The 15,949-nt window shown below is 64.0% G+C and carries 15 protein-coding genes and 1 riboswitch; of the genes, 6 read left to right on the top strand and 9 right to left on the bottom strand.

From position 1 onward, the window contains the following. Positions 1 to 9 precede the first annotated feature (9 nt). From NLY43_RS30050 to NLY43_RS30010, 9 genes are all read right to left on the bottom strand, one after another. Positions 10 to 702 carry a helix-hairpin-helix domain-containing protein gene (locus NLY43_RS30050; RefSeq protein ID WP_023712708.1) on the bottom strand — a complete coding sequence of 231 codons (693 nt, stop codon included), beginning with the start codon at positions 700 to 702 and terminating at the stop codon, positions 10 to 12. Positions 703 to 776: 74 nt separating this feature from the next. Then, positions 777 to 2,081, bottom strand: a complete 1,305-nt coding sequence (gene nuoF, locus NLY43_RS30045; RefSeq protein ID WP_023670819.1) for an NADH-quinone oxidoreductase subunit NuoF — start codon at positions 2,079 to 2,081, stop codon at positions 777 to 779. Positions 2,082 to 2,084: 3 nt separating this feature from the next. Next, positions 2,085 to 2,291 carry a hypothetical protein gene (locus NLY43_RS30040; RefSeq protein ID WP_156935574.1) on the bottom strand — a complete coding sequence of 69 codons (207 nt, stop codon included), beginning with the start codon at positions 2,289 to 2,291 and terminating at the stop codon, positions 2,085 to 2,087. Further along, on the bottom strand, positions 2,288 to 3,619 hold the full coding sequence (locus NLY43_RS30035; RefSeq protein WP_023712706.1) for an NADH-quinone oxidoreductase subunit E: 1,332 nt from the start codon (positions 3,617 to 3,619) through the stop codon (positions 2,288 to 2,290). The genes NLY43_RS30040 and NLY43_RS30035 overlap by 4 nt, the downstream gene beginning before the upstream one ends. Beyond that, a complete protein-coding gene (locus NLY43_RS30030) occupies positions 3,620 to 4,810 on the bottom strand; it encodes an NADH-quinone oxidoreductase subunit D (RefSeq protein WP_023712705.1) in 1,191 nt (396 codons plus the stop codon). A 1-nt stretch (position 4,811) separates the two neighbouring features. Then, a complete protein-coding gene (locus NLY43_RS30025; protein WP_156933208.1) occupies positions 4,812 to 5,165 on the bottom strand; it encodes a hypothetical protein in 354 nt (117 codons plus the stop codon). Between the two features lie 10 nt (positions 5,166 to 5,175). After that, positions 5,176 to 5,778 carry an NADH-quinone oxidoreductase subunit C gene (locus NLY43_RS30020; RefSeq protein ID WP_023670823.1) on the bottom strand — a complete coding sequence of 201 codons (603 nt, stop codon included), beginning with the start codon at positions 5,776 to 5,778 and terminating at the stop codon, positions 5,176 to 5,178. Positions 5,779 to 5,782: 4 nt separating this feature from the next. After that, positions 5,783 to 6,364 carry a NuoB/complex I 20 kDa subunit family protein gene (locus tag NLY43_RS30015; RefSeq protein WP_023670824.1) on the bottom strand — a complete coding sequence of 194 codons (582 nt, stop codon included), beginning with the start codon at positions 6,362 to 6,364 and terminating at the stop codon, positions 5,783 to 5,785. Beyond that, a complete protein-coding gene (locus tag NLY43_RS30010; protein ID WP_023670825.1) occupies positions 6,355 to 6,720 on the bottom strand; it encodes an NADH-quinone oxidoreductase subunit A in 366 nt (121 codons plus the stop codon). The genes NLY43_RS30015 and NLY43_RS30010 overlap by 10 nt, the downstream gene beginning before the upstream one ends. Positions 6,721 to 7,047: 327 nt before the next feature. Here NLY43_RS30010 and NLY43_RS30005 point away from each other — a divergent pair, with 327 nt between their 5' ends. The 6 genes from NLY43_RS30005 (at position 7,048) to cobG (ending at position 15,949) form a co-directional block, all read left to right on the top strand. Beyond that, the gene (locus NLY43_RS30005; protein WP_286438805.1) at positions 7,048 to 8,271 is read left to right on the top strand and encodes a winged helix-turn-helix domain-containing protein; all 1,224 of its coding nucleotides are present in this window, start codon (positions 7,048 to 7,050) and stop codon (positions 8,269 to 8,271) included. A gap of 29 nt (positions 8,272 to 8,300) precedes the next feature. Beyond that, the gene (locus NLY43_RS30000; protein WP_023713620.1) at positions 8,301 to 8,993 is read left to right on the top strand and encodes a DUF6348 family protein; all 693 of its coding nucleotides are present in this window, start codon (positions 8,301 to 8,303) and stop codon (positions 8,991 to 8,993) included. A 58-nt stretch (positions 8,994 to 9,051) separates the two neighbouring features. Continuing rightward, positions 9,052 to 9,256: riboswitch (cobalamin riboswitch) on the top strand. Positions 9,257 to 9,294: 38 nt separating this feature from the next. Continuing rightward, complete coding sequence (locus NLY43_RS29995; protein ID WP_023700378.1) at positions 9,295 to 9,720, top strand: DUF1636 family protein; 426 nt, start codon at positions 9,295 to 9,297, stop codon at positions 9,718 to 9,720. A 2-nt stretch (positions 9,721 to 9,722) separates the two neighbouring features. Beyond that, on the top strand, positions 9,723 to 10,775 hold the full coding sequence (gene cobW / locus NLY43_RS29990; RefSeq protein WP_023698338.1) for a cobalamin biosynthesis protein CobW: 1,053 nt from the start codon (positions 9,723 to 9,725) through the stop codon (positions 10,773 to 10,775). Positions 10,776 to 10,793: 18 nt separating this feature from the next. Next, on the top strand, positions 10,794 to 14,474 hold the full coding sequence (gene cobN, locus NLY43_RS29985; protein ID WP_023723574.1) for a cobaltochelatase subunit CobN: 3,681 nt from the start codon (positions 10,794 to 10,796) through the stop codon (positions 14,472 to 14,474). Then, entirely contained in the window at positions 14,471 to 15,949 is a 1,479-nt protein-coding gene (gene cobG / locus NLY43_RS29980) for a precorrin-3B synthase (RefSeq protein WP_023712701.1), read from the top strand. Before cobN ends, cobG begins: the two co-directional genes overlap by 4 nt.

Raw genomic sequence — 15,949 nt, 5'->3', positions numbered from 1 at the left:
CTGCCACCCCTACTTCTGCGCCTTGGCAGCCAGCGTCAGCGCCGCGGCCTGTTGGGTCCACTCGTCGCGGCCGATACGGCCGGTGAGCGACAGGTAGTCCTCGACCCAGGCGATCTCTTCCGGTGCCCAGGCGGCGATCTGGGCAAAGGTCCAGATGCCAAGGCCGTTCAGTACTTTTTCCAGCTTCGGCCCAACGCCGGTGATCGCCTTGAGATCCGACGGCTTGGCCGGACGAGCCACGGCCTTGGGCTGTCTGAAATCCTCCGGCATCAATCCGATCGTCGCGCCTTCGGCGACGGCATCGGTCTTCTCCGGCTCGGCATCGACGGTGCGAGCGGCAATATCGGTCACATCCTGGGCAAAAGTCTGCGCCTCGGCGATCAGGGTTCTGGTCGCCGCGCGCGCCTTGGTGGCCGGCGCGGTCTCGGAGAACTCTTGGGTGCGCTGCTCGAAATCGTCGATGATCGGCTGGAAAATCCGCTGCGATGCCTCGGCAGCACCCGACAAGGCGCCGAGCCACACGCCAAATGCATGGTTGGCAAGGCCGAAGCCCAGCGCCGACATCGCGGCGGCACCCGCGACAGGATGCGCGAGAAGGTTGACGGCGCTGGCCATCTCCTTCGGCATCATCCTGGTCAAATCCTGGTTCATCTTTTCAAGCTGGTCCAAATTGGGCATCAAAGGGTTCGAATACGGCGCCATAGACATCTCCTGGTCGTTTCTTCGCTTGCCCCGCCCCGCTGTGTCAGTCCCGGGCTTGCGCCCGTATTTCAAATCTACTCAGCCGCCACCATCACCGGTTCGGCCCGGTGCGCGTTGCGCGAAAACTCGTCGATGCGCCGCTCCACCTCGCCGCGGAAATGCCGCATCAGGCCCTGGATCGGCCATGCCGCGGCGTCGCCCAGCGCACAGATCGTATGGCCCTCCACCTGCTTGGTGACGTCGAGCAGCATGTCGATCTCGCGCTTCTGCGCCTCGCCGCGCACCAGCCGCTCCATCACCCGCCACATCCAGCCGGTGCCTTCGCGGCACGGTGTGCACTGGCCGCAGCTCTCATGCTTGTAAAAATAGGACAGCCTGGCGATCGCCTTCACGATATCGGTCGACTTGTCCATGACGATGACAGCCGCCGTGCCGAGGCCGGATTTAAGGTCGCGCAAAGCATCGAAATCCATCGGCGCATCGATGATCTGCTCGGCCGGCACCAGCGGCACCGAAGCGCCGCCCGGAATGACCGCGAGGAGATTGTCCCAGCCGCCGCGAATGCCACCGCAATGCGTCTCGATCAGCTCGCGGAACGGGATCGACATCGCCTCTTCGACGGTGCACGGATTGTTGACATGGCCCGAGATGCAAAACAGCTTGGTGCCGACATTGTTGGGGCGGCCGAAGGACGAGAACCAGGCGGCGCCACGGCGCAAAATGGTCGGCGCGACCGCGATGGACTCGACATTGTTCACGGTTGTCGGACAACCGTACAAGCCGACATTGGCTGGGAATGGCGGCTTCAGTCGGGGCTGGCCCTTCTTGCCTTCGAGGCTTTCGAGCAGCGCTGTTTCCTCGCCGCATATATAGGCGCCGGCTCCGTGATGCATGTAGATGTCGAAATCGTAGCCGGACGTGTTGTTCTTGCCGATCAGCCTGGCCTCGTAGGCCTCGTCGATGGCGCGCTGCAGCGCCTCGCGCTCGCGGATGAACTCGCCGCGCACATAGATGTAGGCGGCGACCGCGCCCATGGCGAAGCCGGCGATGAACGAGCCCTCGACCAGCGTGTGCGGATCGTTGCGCAGGATATCGCGGTCCTTGCACGTGCCCGGCTCGGATTCGTCGGCGTTGACAACGAGATAGCTCGGCCTTCCGTCGCTCTGCTTGGGCATGAACGACCATTTCAGCCCGGTCGGGAAGCCGGCGCCGCCGCGGCCGCGCAGGCCTGACGCCTTCATCTCGTTGACGATCCACTCGCGCCCCTTGGCGATGATGCCGGGCGTGTTGTCCCAGGCGCCGCGCGCCATCGCGCCGGCCAGCGACTTATCGAACAGGCCGTAGATGTTGTTGAAGATGCGGTCTTTGTCAGCCAGCATGACTTACCTCTTTCCCCGCAAGACGATCGAGAACCACACCAGCACGCCCATGCCGGTCGCGGCCATCGATTCCAGGGTATCCGAAAACGGCAATTCGACGAGGCGCCGAAGCCCCTCCAGAAGGATGTTGGCAGCAGCGATGCAGACAACGCCGATGACAATGCTGCGCAGCGACAGCAAAGATCCGGTGCTTTGCGCTTCAGCCATCAACGTGGCTCCTTGCCGAAGACGCGGATGTATTCGGCGACGCCGCCCTTCGCGAGCGCCTTGGCCTGCTTGCCCCAGTCGTCGCGCTCGATGCGGCCCTGGAAAGCGAGATATCCATCCACCCAGTCGCGCTCGGCCTTATTCCAGGATGCGACCTGTGTGAAGGTGAAGATGCCAAGCGAATGAAGGATGCCCTCGATCTTCGGGCCGATGCCCGAGATCAGCTTGAGATCGTCGACCGCAGCCGGCCTGTCGATTCCGGCCGGACGGTTCTTGTCCTCGAGCGACGGCTTTGCGGGCCTGGCTGCCGGCGCCTTGACGGCCGGGGCCACCGTGGCCTTGGCCGCTGGCGCCTTGAATTCCGGCGCGGTGAAGGCAGCTGCCGGCGTGGAGGTGGTCTTCGGGCCATTACGCTGCTTGGCGACCTTCTCGACTTCAGGCGCCGCGGTGTTGGCGTTGGCGGCCGAATGCAGGGGCGCCGGGACGCTCGCCGCTTTTTCCGCCGCCGGCGCAACCTTGGCCCTGGAGGGCGACTTCAACGCCGAGCTGGTTTCCGGCGCATCGGTTTTCGGTTTGCCGGCGTTGGATGGCGCGACCGGGGCGGCCGCTGCAGGAGCGGCAGGCGCCGGAACAGGCGCTGCAATAATCGCGTCGGGCGCCGCGTGGGCAGCCTTGCTCGCCGCCCTGGCTTCCTTGTCGCGCGTCGCTTTGAGGATCGCCTTTTCGCTCTTCAGCGTCGTCAGGCCAGGCGCCGGCTCCGAGCCGGTTCTGCCGTTTTGCGGTCCCGTGGGAACCGAGGCACCCTTGCCCGCATCGTAAAGATCGATGATTTCGGCCAGCCGCTCGGGGGTGAGATCCTCGAACGTATCCTTGAAGACCATCACCATCGGCGCGTTGACGCAGGCGCCGAGGCATTCGACTTCCTCCCACGACAGTGTGCCCTTGTCGTTGGTGTGGAATTGGTCGTGATGGATTTTCGAGCGGCACACATCCATCAGCGCTTCCGAGCCGCGCAGCATGCAGGGCGTGGTGCCGCAGACCTGGATATGCGCGCGCGTGCCGACCGGATTGAGCTGGTACTGCGTGTAGAAGGTCGCGACTTCGAGGCCGCGAATGCGCGGCATGCCGAGCATGTCCGAAATCGTCTCGATCGCCGCCTTGGTGACCCAGCCTTCCTGCTCCTGCGCAATCATCAGCAAGGGAATGATCGCCGACTGCTCGCGGCCCTTCGGATATTTCTTGATCCATTGCTTCGCAACCGCCGCATTCGCCCGGTTGAAGGCGAAGGAGGCTGGCTGGACGCTTGCTTCTGCGAGACGGCGGACTGACATTTAGCGATCGACCTCACCAAACACGATGTCGAGGGAGCCAAGAACGGCGGTGACGTCGGCCAGCATATGGCCGCGGCAGAGGAAATCCATGGCTTGCAGATGCGCGAAGCCGGGCGCGCGCAGCTTGCAGCGGTAGGGCTTGTTGGTGCCGTCGGAGACGAGATAGACGCCGAACTCGCCCTTCGGCGCCTCGACCGCGGCATAGACCTCGCCGGCCGGCACGCGGTAACCCTCAGTATAGAGCTTGAAATGATGGATCAGCGCTTCCATCGAGCGCTTCATCGCCTGGCGCTTGGGCGGCACCACCTTGCCGTCGAGGTTCGACACCGGCCCGGTGCTCTCCTTGCCGAGCAGAAGGTCGACGCACTGACGCATGATCTTGGCCGACTGGCGCATTTCTTCCATGCGCACGAGATAACGGTCGTAGCAGTCGCCGTTCTTGCCGATCGGGATGTCGAAATCCATCTCGGAATAGCATTCATAGGGCTGCGACTTGCGCAAATCCCAGGCAGCACCCGAGCCGCGCACCATGACGCCGGAAAAACCCCAGGCCCAGGCGTCGGCAAGCGACACGATACCGATATCGACATTGCGTTGCTTGAAGATGCGGTTGCCGGTAAGCAGCTTGTCGAGGTCGTCAAGCGACTTCAGGAACGGGTCGATCCACTTGCCGATGTCCTCGACCAGCTTCGCCGGCAGATCCTGGTGCACGCCGCCCGGACGGAAATAGGCCGCGTGCATGCGCGAACCGGAAGCGCGCTCATAAAACACCATCAGCTTTTCGCGTTCGACGAAACCCCACAGCGGCGGCGTCAGCGCGCCGATATCCAGCGCCTGCGTCGTCACATTGAGGATGTGCGACATGATGCGGCTGAGCTCGGAATAGAGCACGCGGATCAACTGGCCGCGCTTCGGCACTTCGATGCCGAGCAACCGCTCGGTGGCGAGCGCGAAGGCATGCTCCTGGTTCATCGGTGCGCAATAATCGAGCCGGTCGAGATAGGGCACTGCCTGCAGATAGGTTTTGTGCTCAATCAGCTTTTCGGTGCCGCGATGCAGCAAGCCGATATGCGGATCGACGCGGTCGACCACCTCGCCGTCAAGCTCCAGCACAAGACGCAAAACACCGTGTGCCGCAGGGTGCTGCGGTCCGAAGTTGATGTTAAAGTTGCGGACGGAGTGCTCGGTCATGCTAGATTCCAAGCCTTTCCTTGGCTGACGGCGTCAGTTCCATGAAGCGGACCGTCTGCGGCCCGGCCACATATTCTTTTGCTCTCTGCTCGCATTGCTCAATGGTCTCGTTGGAAGGCTGGAGATCGGCCAGCTCTCCAGCATCGCGCAAGGCGTTCAAAATCTGGTCCAATTCAATCTGCATCGCAGGCTTGATACGAAATATCGTCGGGCAGTTCTTCACCGTGTCGTTCGCCACGACAGCTCGCGCCGCCGAATAGCAATCCACTCCAGCTACTTTGCAGTCTTTCGCAAAAGCATTCTGCAAGCCGGCACAGCAAAACAGGCTTAGTAGCGCTACGCGGATCATCGCCACGCCGCCGCCCCTACTGTTTCGCCTTCTCATCGCCCGGCAGGACGTAGTCCGTCCCTTCCCATGGCGAGAGAAAATCGAAGTTCCTGAATTCCTGCTTCAATTCCACCGGCTCGTAGATCACGCGCTTGGCTTCGTCGTCGTAGCGCACCTCGACGAAACCTGTCAGCGGGAAGTCCTTGCGCAGGGGATGGCCCTCGAAGCCGTAATCCGTGAGGATGCGGCGCAGGTCCGGGTGACCCGAAAACAGCACGCCGTAGAGATCGTAGGCTTCGCGCTCATACCAGTCCGCGCCGGGATAAACCGCTGTCAGCGACGGCACCAGCGTCTCTTCGTCGGCCTGCACCTTGATGCGGATGCGCAAATTCTGCTTCGGCGAAAGCAAATGATAGACGACATCGAAACGCTTGACGCGCGACGGGTAGTCGGCGCCGCAGATATCGATGATCGAAATGAACTGGCAGCCCGAATCGTCACGCAGGAAGCTTGTCACCTCGATCAGATTGTCTGTAGCAACCGAGATCGTCAGTTCGCCATAGGCAAGCACCGCATCGGTGACGCGGCCCGGCAGCTTTTCGCCGAGATAGGTCGACAGTTCGCTCAGGGATGCGGCCATGGGTCTACCGTTCGATCGTGCCGGTGCGGCGGATCTTCTTCTGCAGGAGAAGAATGCCGTAGAGCAGCGCTTCGGCGCTCGGCGGGCAGCCGGGCACATAGATGTCGACCGGCACGATGCGGTCGCAGCCGCGCACCACCGAATAGGAATAGTGATAATAGCCGCCGCCATTGGCGCAGGAGCCCATCGAGATTACGTAGCGCGGCTCCGGCATCTGGTCGTAGACCTTGCGCAAAGCGGGGGCCATCTTGTTGGTCAGCGTTCCCGCCACGATCATTATGTCCGACTGGCGCGGCGACGCGCGAGGAGCCACGCCAAACCGCTCCGAATCATAGCGCGGCATCGAGGTGTGGATCATCTCGACGGCACAGCAGGCGAGACCGAAGGTCATGAACATCAGCGAGCCGCTGCGTGCCCAGGTGATCAGCGCCTCGGTCGAGGTGACCAGAAAACCCTTGTCGGCCAGTTCATTGTTGATCTCGAGGAAGAACGGATCGTCGGAACCGACCGGACGTCCGGTATTGGGGTCGATCAGGCCTTTGGGCTTCGGCGCGACGAGCGTTCCGGAACTGTCGTTCAATCCCATTCCAGCGCTCCTTTTTTCCACTCATAGGCAAAGCCGATGGTCAGCACCGCCAAAAACACCATCATCGACCAGAAACCGAGCATGCCGATCTTCGAGAACGACACCGCCCACGGAAACAGGAAGGCCACTTCCAGATCGAAGATGATGAACAGGATCGACACCAGGTAGAAGCGGATGTCGAATTTCATCCGGGCATCGTCGAACGAGTTGAACCCGCACTCGTAGGCGGAAAGCTTCTCCGGATCGGGATTGCGATAAGCCACCAGGAACGGCGCGATGATAAGCGCCAGGCCTACAACCGCAGCCACGGCGATGAAGAGGACGATGGGCAGGTATGAACTGAGGAGTACGTTCATGCTCGGCTTTCCGTTGGCGGCCAATCCACTTTGATTACAGCAACCAACCCTAATGCGGAAGCGCGACAGTTTAACCGCTGAACCGTGTTAGGTGCCTTTGCTGCAACGCGGCGAGGGTTAGCGCACGGCTTTCAGCGAAGCAAGTCAAACCTTGTTCAAAAGACAGTGCTGGACGGCAGGCCGGGAAAAACTGGTCCGATCTCCTCCTGTTTGATTTCCTTCATCTTTCACTCCACTTTTGTCTCCTGACACATCTCCCGCCATTTGCCTGCTAGCATGACCGGAATCGCCGGCTAAAGTCGGGAAAATGGTTCGAGGCAAGACACTTTGACGAAGGACAAAATCTCACTCCCCGCGGCCAGGCGCATCGCGCTCGCCGCGCAAGGATTTCTCGATCCCCGCCCGGTCGGCACGCCCGATCGCCGCCACCTCGCCCGCGTGCTGTCGCGCACCGGCTTGCTGCAGATCGATTCCGTCAGCGCGGTGGTGCGCGCCCACTATATGCCGCTCTATTCGCGGCTTGGCCCCTACCCGCTGGCTTTGCTCGACAATGCGGCCATCACCCGCAAACGCACGGTGTTCGAATACTGGGCGCATGAGGCCTCGTTCCTGCCGGTCGAGACCTACCCGCTGATGCGCTGGCGCATGCAGCGGGCCGAGCAAGGCGACGAAATGTATCTCGGCCTCGCCAAATGGGGCCGCGAGCACGCCGCCTATATCGAAGAGATCTACCGCGCGGTCGCCGAGCGCGGCCCGATTGCCGCTTCGGCACTGGAAGGCCAGAAAGGTTCGGGCGGCTGGTGGGGCTGGAGCCACGCCAAGCACGCCTTCGAATGGCTCTTCTGGGCCGGACGCATCACCACGGCGCACCGCCGTGGCTTCGAACGCTTCTATGACCTGCCCGAGCGCGTGCTGCCGCAGGCGATCCTCGATCTGCCGGTGCCGGCCGCCGAGGACGCGCACCGCGAATTGCTGCGCATTTCTGCCCGCGCCCACGGCATCGCGACGTCGGGTGACCTGCGCGATTATTTCCGCTTGTCGCCGGCCGACATGAAGGGCCGGTTGGAGGAACTGGTCGAGATGGGCGAGTTGCTGCCGGTAAACGTCGAAGGTTGGGACAAGCCGGCTTACCTCTATAGGGACGCCCGCCTGCCGCGAAAGATCGAGGCCCGCGCCTTGCTGGCCCCCTTCGATCCGGTGGTCTTCGAGCGCGCGCGCACCGAGCGTCTCTTCGATTTCCGCTACCGCATCGAGATCTACACCCCGGCCGACAAGCGGCAATATGGCTATTACGTGCTGCCTTTCTTGCTCGGCGACAAGATCGTCGCCCGCGTCGACCTCAAGGCCGACCGGCCTGCGAGTGTCTTACGCGTCCACGCCGCCTATGCCGAAGCAGGCGCACCGCCTGAGACCACCGCACAGCTTTTCGAGGAACTAAAGGAGATGCAGGGCTGGCTTGGCCTTGAGCGCATCGAAGTGACGCCGGCCGGCAATCTGGGGCCGGCATTGGCTAGCGAGAGAGATGGCCAACCCTTGCAGCGTCTGTCATAGACGCCTCAATAAGCCTCGTAGGTTGTGCAATGGCATCGGACAAAGTGCTCGACATGATCCATGGCGCCCTCATTGCGCATGGAATAGATGCAGTCCGCAGAGATAGGGACGTCATGCTCCAATCGAAGCAGCTTCGGTTTGAGGCTGAGGTGTTCGAGACGAGTTCTGACCGGCTGGTCCTGGAAATCTACATTTTTTCTCCGCTGCTTGATGTTCAGCCGGTCATTGAATCCTTTGCTGGCTTCGGCGACACGCGCGAACAGGAACTGAACCAGGCGTTTGAAAAGTTTCTCCGTGGTGTTTTCCATGTGGCCATTGAGGGACTGGCCGATCACGTCTGCGAGAACATGCAGGCCGAAATAGAGCTTTGGCAGCGAAGCAGCGCCAGTTGGAAGATCTGGCGAAAAGATGCCCGCTGGAAAATCTATAGCGGCCCGGTCATTTCCCAGGCCACAACCGAGCTATGCTCGCTGACAACAGGCTATCCAGCATTCTATGCCAAGCTGGAAAAGCTGTTCACAGCTTCGGTACCCCCCGGAAGCCATTTTGTCCGGACCTTTCTGGCAGGCTTGAAGGGAACGCTGATTAGTGCCGAAGTCCTTCTGGACAACGCGGTTTGGCATGAGGGACAGAATCTGGCTGTCGGTCATGACTGGCACTATGGCGATGGCTATCAAGCTATCCGACAGGTCATCCTGGCACTGCCGGAAGCCGGGACATGACAGCCCCTGCCGACATCGCCATGTCGTAGCCGTGCGTTGACACCGCCGCCCGCAAAAGCCTAAATCCGCTGCAGACGGTCCCCTGCCCGCAACGGCAAGGGCCAAGAGGGAATGCGGTGCGGGATTTCGGTCCCAAATCCGCGGCTGTCCCCGCAACTGTAAGCGACGAGCCAAGGCCGAAAGCCACTGGGTAACACCGGGAAGGCGGCTAACCAAGGCGACGACCCGCGAGCCAGGAGACCTGCCGTCTGAGACAAAGTATCCGATCGCCTGGCGGGTTTCCGGGCAAGGAGCACGGTTTTTGGACCAGAACAGCAGTTTTTCGGCTGGCACAGCGGACATTGCGTCCGGGGACAACGACGCCCTGACCGGCGTGACCGTCATCGTCTGCGCCTCCTGCCGCGATGAGACCGGTTCCGACGCCCATCCGCGCGCCGGCGAATTGCTGGCTGAGGACACACGCCGCGCCGCTGCCGGCGATATCCGGGTCCGCACCGCCGAATGTCTCGGCAATTGCAAGCGCCGCCTCAGCGCCGCGATCCTGCGCGATGGCTGCTGGAGCTATGTCTTCGGCGATCTGACCGCAACCAGCGGCGCCGACCTCGTTACCGGCGCAAAGCTCTTCGCGACTTCGGCCGACGGCCTCATCCCGTGGCGCGGCCGGCCCGATAGCCTCAAGCGCGGCCTCGTTGCCCGCATCCCACCCCTCGACATGCTGAAGGACTGACGATGAACGCTTCAAACCCGGCCGCCAACCTCTCCCGTGTTCCCTGCACTGTCGTTACAGGCTTCCTCGGCGCCGGCAAGACGACGCTGGTCCGCCATCTCCTGGAAAATGCCGGCGGCAAGCGCATCGCCATCATCGTCAACGAGTTCGGCGACATCGGCATCGACGGGGAAATCCTGAAAGGCTGCGGCATCGACACCTGCCCCGAGGAAAACATCGTCGAACTGGCCAATGGCTGCATCTGCTGTACAGTCGCCGACGATTTCGTGCCCGCCCTCGACAAGATCCTCGCGCTGACACCGAAGGTTGACCACATCCTGATCGAGACCTCGGGCCTGGCTCTGCCCAAGCCGCTGGTCCAGGCGTTCCAGTGGCCGAGCGTGAAGAGCCGGGTAACCGTCGACGGTGTCATCGCCGTGGTAGACGGCCCGGCGCTGGCCGAAGGCCGCGTCGCCAACGACATGGACGCTTTGCAGGCACAGCGCGCTCAGGACGAGACGCTCGACCATGACGATCCTGTCGAAGAAGTGTTCGAGGACCAGATCGCCTGCGCCGATTTGATCATCCTGTCGAAGAGCGATCTGATGGACGCCCCCGGTTCGGCCCGCGCCAACGCCATCATCAATGAACATTCCGCCCGCGCGGTAAAAATCGTGCCGACTGCGCATGGCAAGGTCGACCCGTCGGTGCTGCTTGGCCTCGGTCTCGCCGTCGAAGACGACATCGAGAACCGCAAGTCGCATCACGACGGCGCTTTCGATCATGAGCATGACGATTTCGACACCTTCATCGTCGACATCCCCTCGATCGCCAATCCCGACGACCTGGCCAAGCGCGTCGCCACCGCCGCCGAACAGGAAAACGTGTTGCGTGTAAAAGGCTTCGTCGATGTCGGCGGCAAGCCGATGCGGCTTTTGCTGCAGGCCGTCGGCCCGCGCGTCAATCATTACTATGACCGCGCCTGGGCGGCTGAGGACGACCGCCGCTCGCGTCTTGTCGTCATTGGCCTGAAAGGACTGAACCGCCCGGCGATCGAGCGTATACTCGCCGGCTGATCCAAACAACGAGCCGAAATGCATATACTCACCACCACATCCGCCTCGCTCGACGATCTCGCCGAGCCCGTCGATCTCGGGCAGACGCCGGCGGATATCGTGGCGCTGTCCTTCACCGACAGCGACCTCGCCGGCCTCGCGGCGGCGTGGAAGGCCGATGCCGCCCGCCTGCCGTCGATGCGGCTGGCGGCGTTGCGCGACCTGCGCCATCCCATGTCCGTCGACCTCTGGTTCGACAGCGTCGCCCGCCACGCCAAGGTGATTTTGGTGCGCATCCTCGGCGGCTATGACTGGTGGCGCTATGGCTGCAACCAGCTTGCCGCGACTGCCCGTGCGAACGGCATCAAGCTGGCGCTGCTGCCTGGTGAAAGCCATGACGAGGACCTCAGGCTGATCGAAGCCTCGACGCTGCCGCGCGAGGAGCTGGACGGCCTGCTGGGCTATTTCCGCGAGGGCGGGCCGGAGAATATGACAGCGCTGATGCAAAGATTGGCGGGGCTGGCTGGACGGGATGCGGCTTCGGCTGACCCGGTTAGCGTGCCGAAAGCTGGTTACTACGAGCCAGGTCGCGGCGTGGTGGGCAAGTTGGATTTGGCCAATGTCGGCGTTCCTTCACACCCCCCTCTGTCCTGCCGGACATCTCCCCCGCAAGGGGGGAGATCAGCCGGCGCGGACCTCGGCACTTTTTCTGCCCAGCTGATAATAGATTCCTCTGCAACATCCCCGATTGGCGAAAGCGTCGATGAGAGCACAATCTCCCCCCTTGCGGGGGAGATGTTCGGCAGGACAGAGGGGGGTGGGCGGGAACTCGGCGCAGACAACATCAACTCTCCCATCATCCCCATCCTCTTCTACCGCTCGATGCTGCTGGCCGCCGATGTCGCGCCAATCGATGCCCTCTTTGATGCACTCCGCCAGCGCGGCATGAGACCGGTCCCGATCTTCGTCTCCAGCCTCAAAGACCCGACCTCCCTGGCCTTCGTCGAAACTGCTCTGGCCGCGCTCAACCCCGCCGCCATCATCACCGCAACCGCCTTCGCTTCCGGCGCCGAACCCGGCGTCCAAACCCTGTTCGACCGCGCCGGCGTGCCTGTCTTCCAGGTCATCGTCGCCACCACCCGCCGCGACGTCTGGGACAACAACCAGCGCGGCCTGGCGCCCGCCGACCTCGCCATGCATGTCGTGCTGCCCGAACTCGACGGCCGCATCCTCGCCGGCGCGATTTCCTTCAAGGGCGAGAGCGAGACCGACCCGGCGCTCGGCCACCGCGCCTTCGCCAACCGCCCGGAACCGGATCGCGTGGCGCAAGTGGCGGAGCGCGTGGCGGCGTTCATCAAGCTGCAGCAGACGCCCCGGGCGACGCGCAACTTGGCGATCCTCATACCGGATTACCCGAGTGCGCCCGGCCGCACCGGTTACGCCGTGGGTTTGGATGTGCCGTCGAGCGTGCTGGCGATGCTGCATGACCTGAAGGAGCAGGGCTATCGGGTTGAAGGGATTCCGCAAACGCCGCGTGGGTTGCTGGATTCGTTGGAGCGGGGCGATGGTGGGCTGGGGCTGGAAGAGTATCTGGACTTCTCAAAGGATTTGCCGGCTGACGCACTGGCTGCAGTCGAGGCGGCATGGGGCGCTCCTTCACCCTCCCCCTTGTGGGGAGGGTCGGTTCGCGACATTCGCGAAGCGGATGGCGCGAAACGGGGTGGGGGTAGCGGTGCACCACCCCCACCCGGCCCTGCGGGCCACCCTCCCCACAAGGGGGAGGGTAAGAGCGGCTTCCCCTTCCGCGCCGCCACCTTCGGCAACATCACTGTCGCTCTCGCCCCCGACCGTGGCCGCTCGGCCGACCGGCGCGCCGATTACCACGACCCGACGCTGCCGCCGCGCCACGATCTGCTGGCCTTCGGCCTGTGGCTGCGCAAATCGCTCCGCATCCATGCTCTCATCCATGTCGGCGCCCATGGCACGCTGGAATGGCTGCCCGGCAAGACGGTTGCGCTCTCACAAAACTGCTTCCCCGAGATCGTCACCGGCTCGCTGCCCGTCATCTATCCCTTCATCGTCTCCAATCCCGGCGAAGCGGCGCAGGCGAAGCGGCGTATCGCCGCCGTCACGCTTGGCCATCTGCCGCCGCCGCTGACCGGTGCCGGCCTCGACGAAGGGCAGCACAAGCTCGAACGCCTCGTCGACGAATATGCCCAGGCCGACGGCCTCGACCGCCGTCGCCGCGACCGCCTGGCAAAACTGATCGTCGACACGGCGCAAAAGACCGGCCTCGCCTCCGAAGCAGGTGTCGCCCAAACCGATGCGCCCGACGAGGCGCTGCGCCGCATCGACGCCTGGCTCTGCGACCTCAAGGATTTCGCCATCAAGGACGGCCTGCACATCTATGGCCGCGCTCCCGACGACGAGCCCGACGCCATGCGCGTGCAAAGCGCGGAGGCCGAGAAAGCAGCACTTCTTGCCGCGCTCGACGGCCGTCACATCAAGGCGGGTCCGGCGGGCGCACCGGCGCGTGGCCGCTCCGACGTGCTGCCCACCGGCCGCAACCTGTTCACCTCCGACCCGCGCACCATGCCGACGCCGACCGCCTACGATCTGGGAAAGGCGGCGGCAGAAGAAGTCGTGCGCGGCTATATGCAGTCGCATGGCGACTGGCCGCGCTCGCTGGTCATCGACCTCTGGGGCTCGGCCTCGCTGCGCACCGGCGGCGAGGAGATCGCGCAAGGCCTGGCGCTGATGGGCTGCCGGCCGCAATGGGATTCGGCCACCGGCCGCATCACCGGCATCGAAGTGCTGCCGCCGGCCACGCTCGGTCGCCCGCGCGTCGATGTCACCTGGCGGATTTCGGGTCTGTTCCGCGACATGTTCCCGACCCAGATCGCGCTGATCGACGCCGCCGCCAACGCCGTTGCCGCCCGCGACGAGGACGATACGGAAAACCCGCTCGCCGCCAGAACCCGCGCCGACGGCAAGATCAGCCCGCGCATCTTCGGCACCTCGCCCGGCACTTATGGCGCCGGCGTCGAGGACCTGCTGTCCAGCGGCGACTGGGTCGGGCGCGAAGAAATCGGCCGCGCCTATCTCGGTGCGACATCACATGCTTATGGCGGCGCCGAGGGCGAAGGCATCGCCTCCCCCGGCGCTTTCGAGACCCGCGTCGCCGAGGCCGATCTGCTGGTCCACACCGGCGACGATCCCGGCCGCGACATTCTCGAGGGCTCCGCCGACGTCGCCTTCATCGGCGGCTTTTCGGCAGCGCTGGCGGCGCTGGGCCGCAATGCCGATGTCATCGTGCTCGACACCACCGACCCGCAAAAGCCGAAGCCGCGCTCGGTCGGTGAGGCTGTGTCGCGGGTTGTGCGGGCGCGAGCCGTCAATGCGCGTTTCATCGCCGGCCAGATGCGGCACGGCCCGCGCGGCGCCTCCGAATTCGCCGAAACGGTCGACCGCCTCATCGGCTTTGCCGAAACCACGCACGCCATTTCAGGCGCGCTGATCGAGGCCGTGCATGATGCCTATGTCGGTGATCCCGATGTCCGCGCCTTCATCCTGCGCGAAAACCCGGCCGCAGCCAAAGTCATCGCCGAACGCTTCCTGTCGGCGCGCCGGCGTGGTCTCTGGCATCCCTTGCGCAACTCGGTCGACGACGATCTCGCGGCGTTGATCGCCGAGGCCGAGGCGCTCGGGGTCGCGGCATGAACGCCTTCTCGCGCCGCGGCGCCTGTCCGGCTCTCTCGGCGCCGATGCAGACCGGCGATGGCCTGCTGGTGCGGCTCAACCCGGTTGCTGGAGGGCTTTCCCCCAAGTCGCTGATCGGACTCTGCGAATCCGCCTTGAAGCGCGGCAACGGCATCATGGAAGTGACCGCACGCGGCAGCCTGCAGATACGCGGGCTTACGGCGGAAAGTGCTGGGCTGCTGGCGGCGGAGGTCGATGCGCTTGGCGTCGCCGTGCGCACCGGCGTGCCGGTCGAGGCCGGGCCGCTGGCCGGCATCGATCCGCGGGAGATTGCCGATCCGCGAGCTTTGGCTGAGCGGGTTAGGGCTGCGGTCGAGGAAGCTGGGCTGACGCCAAGGCTCGGACCGAAGGTGTCGGTGGTTGTCGATGGTGGTGGGCAGCTGACGATGGAGGGGGTGACGGCCGATGTCAGGCTGAAGGCGGTGCGGGACGGCGGCAACGTTATGTGGGCTTTGTCTGTTGCCGGCGATGGCCAAAGCGCGAGGCCGCTTGCGACGGCCGATGAGGATGCAGCGCGCGATATTGCGGTTGCTGCCCTCAGGATGACCGCGGAGAAAGGCCGGGAGGCACATGCGAGGGATTTGTCGGAGAGGCAGCTAGCGTCTCTCGCAGGTTGGCATTCCTTCGCGCCCCCCTCTGTCCTGCCGGACATCTCCCCCACAAGGGGGGAGATCAGCAGCTTCGCTGTCAGCTCTTCGCCTTCGACGTTGAAAACTGGCGAAACCGGCGGCGACAGCACAATCTCCCCCCAAGTGGGGGAGATGTCCGGCAGGACAGAGGGGGGCGCCGTAGAGCGCTCTCGCTCGCCGATTGGCCTCTTCGACTTGAACACCGGCCACGCCCTCGGCATCGGCCTGCCCTTCGGCAGCATGCCAGCGCAAAACCTTATCGACCTTGCCAGCCGAGCGTCGAACCTCGGCACCGCCGAAATCCGCCTCGCCCCCGGCCGCGCCTTGCTGTTCCTCGGCCAACCGTCGTCCGCAAACCACCCCCTGCGAGCCACCGCCGCCGCCCTTGGCTTCGTTACCACCGCCGCCGACCCGCGCACCCGCATCGCCGCCTGCCCCGGCACTCCTGCCTGCGCATCCGGCCGCATCACCACGCGCGATATTGCCGAGACAATCGCCGCCGAAAACCCCGATATCCTCGACTTCACGCTGCACATTTCCGGTTGCGCCAAGGGCTGCGCGCACCCCGGTCCGGCGGCGCTGACATTGGTCGGCGGCGAAAACGGAGCCGGACTTGTCGTGAACGCGACGGCAAAGGCCCTTCCTGCGGGCTACAGGCCGGGCTATGACGCCGCGCGCAGCATCGGTCGCGTCGCAGCGATGGTCCGCAGCGCTCGATATCCAGGTGAAACCGCCGCCGCCTGCCTGACAAGGCTCGGACCGGCGGCAATCGCCAAGGCTTACCGACAAACTGAACAACGGAAATGA

The sequence above is a fragment of the Mesorhizobium sp. C416B genome (assembly GCF_030323165.1).
Lineage (GTDB): Bacteria > Pseudomonadota > Alphaproteobacteria > Rhizobiales > Rhizobiaceae > Mesorhizobium.
This window is presented reverse-complemented; position numbering and strand designations above follow the sequence as displayed.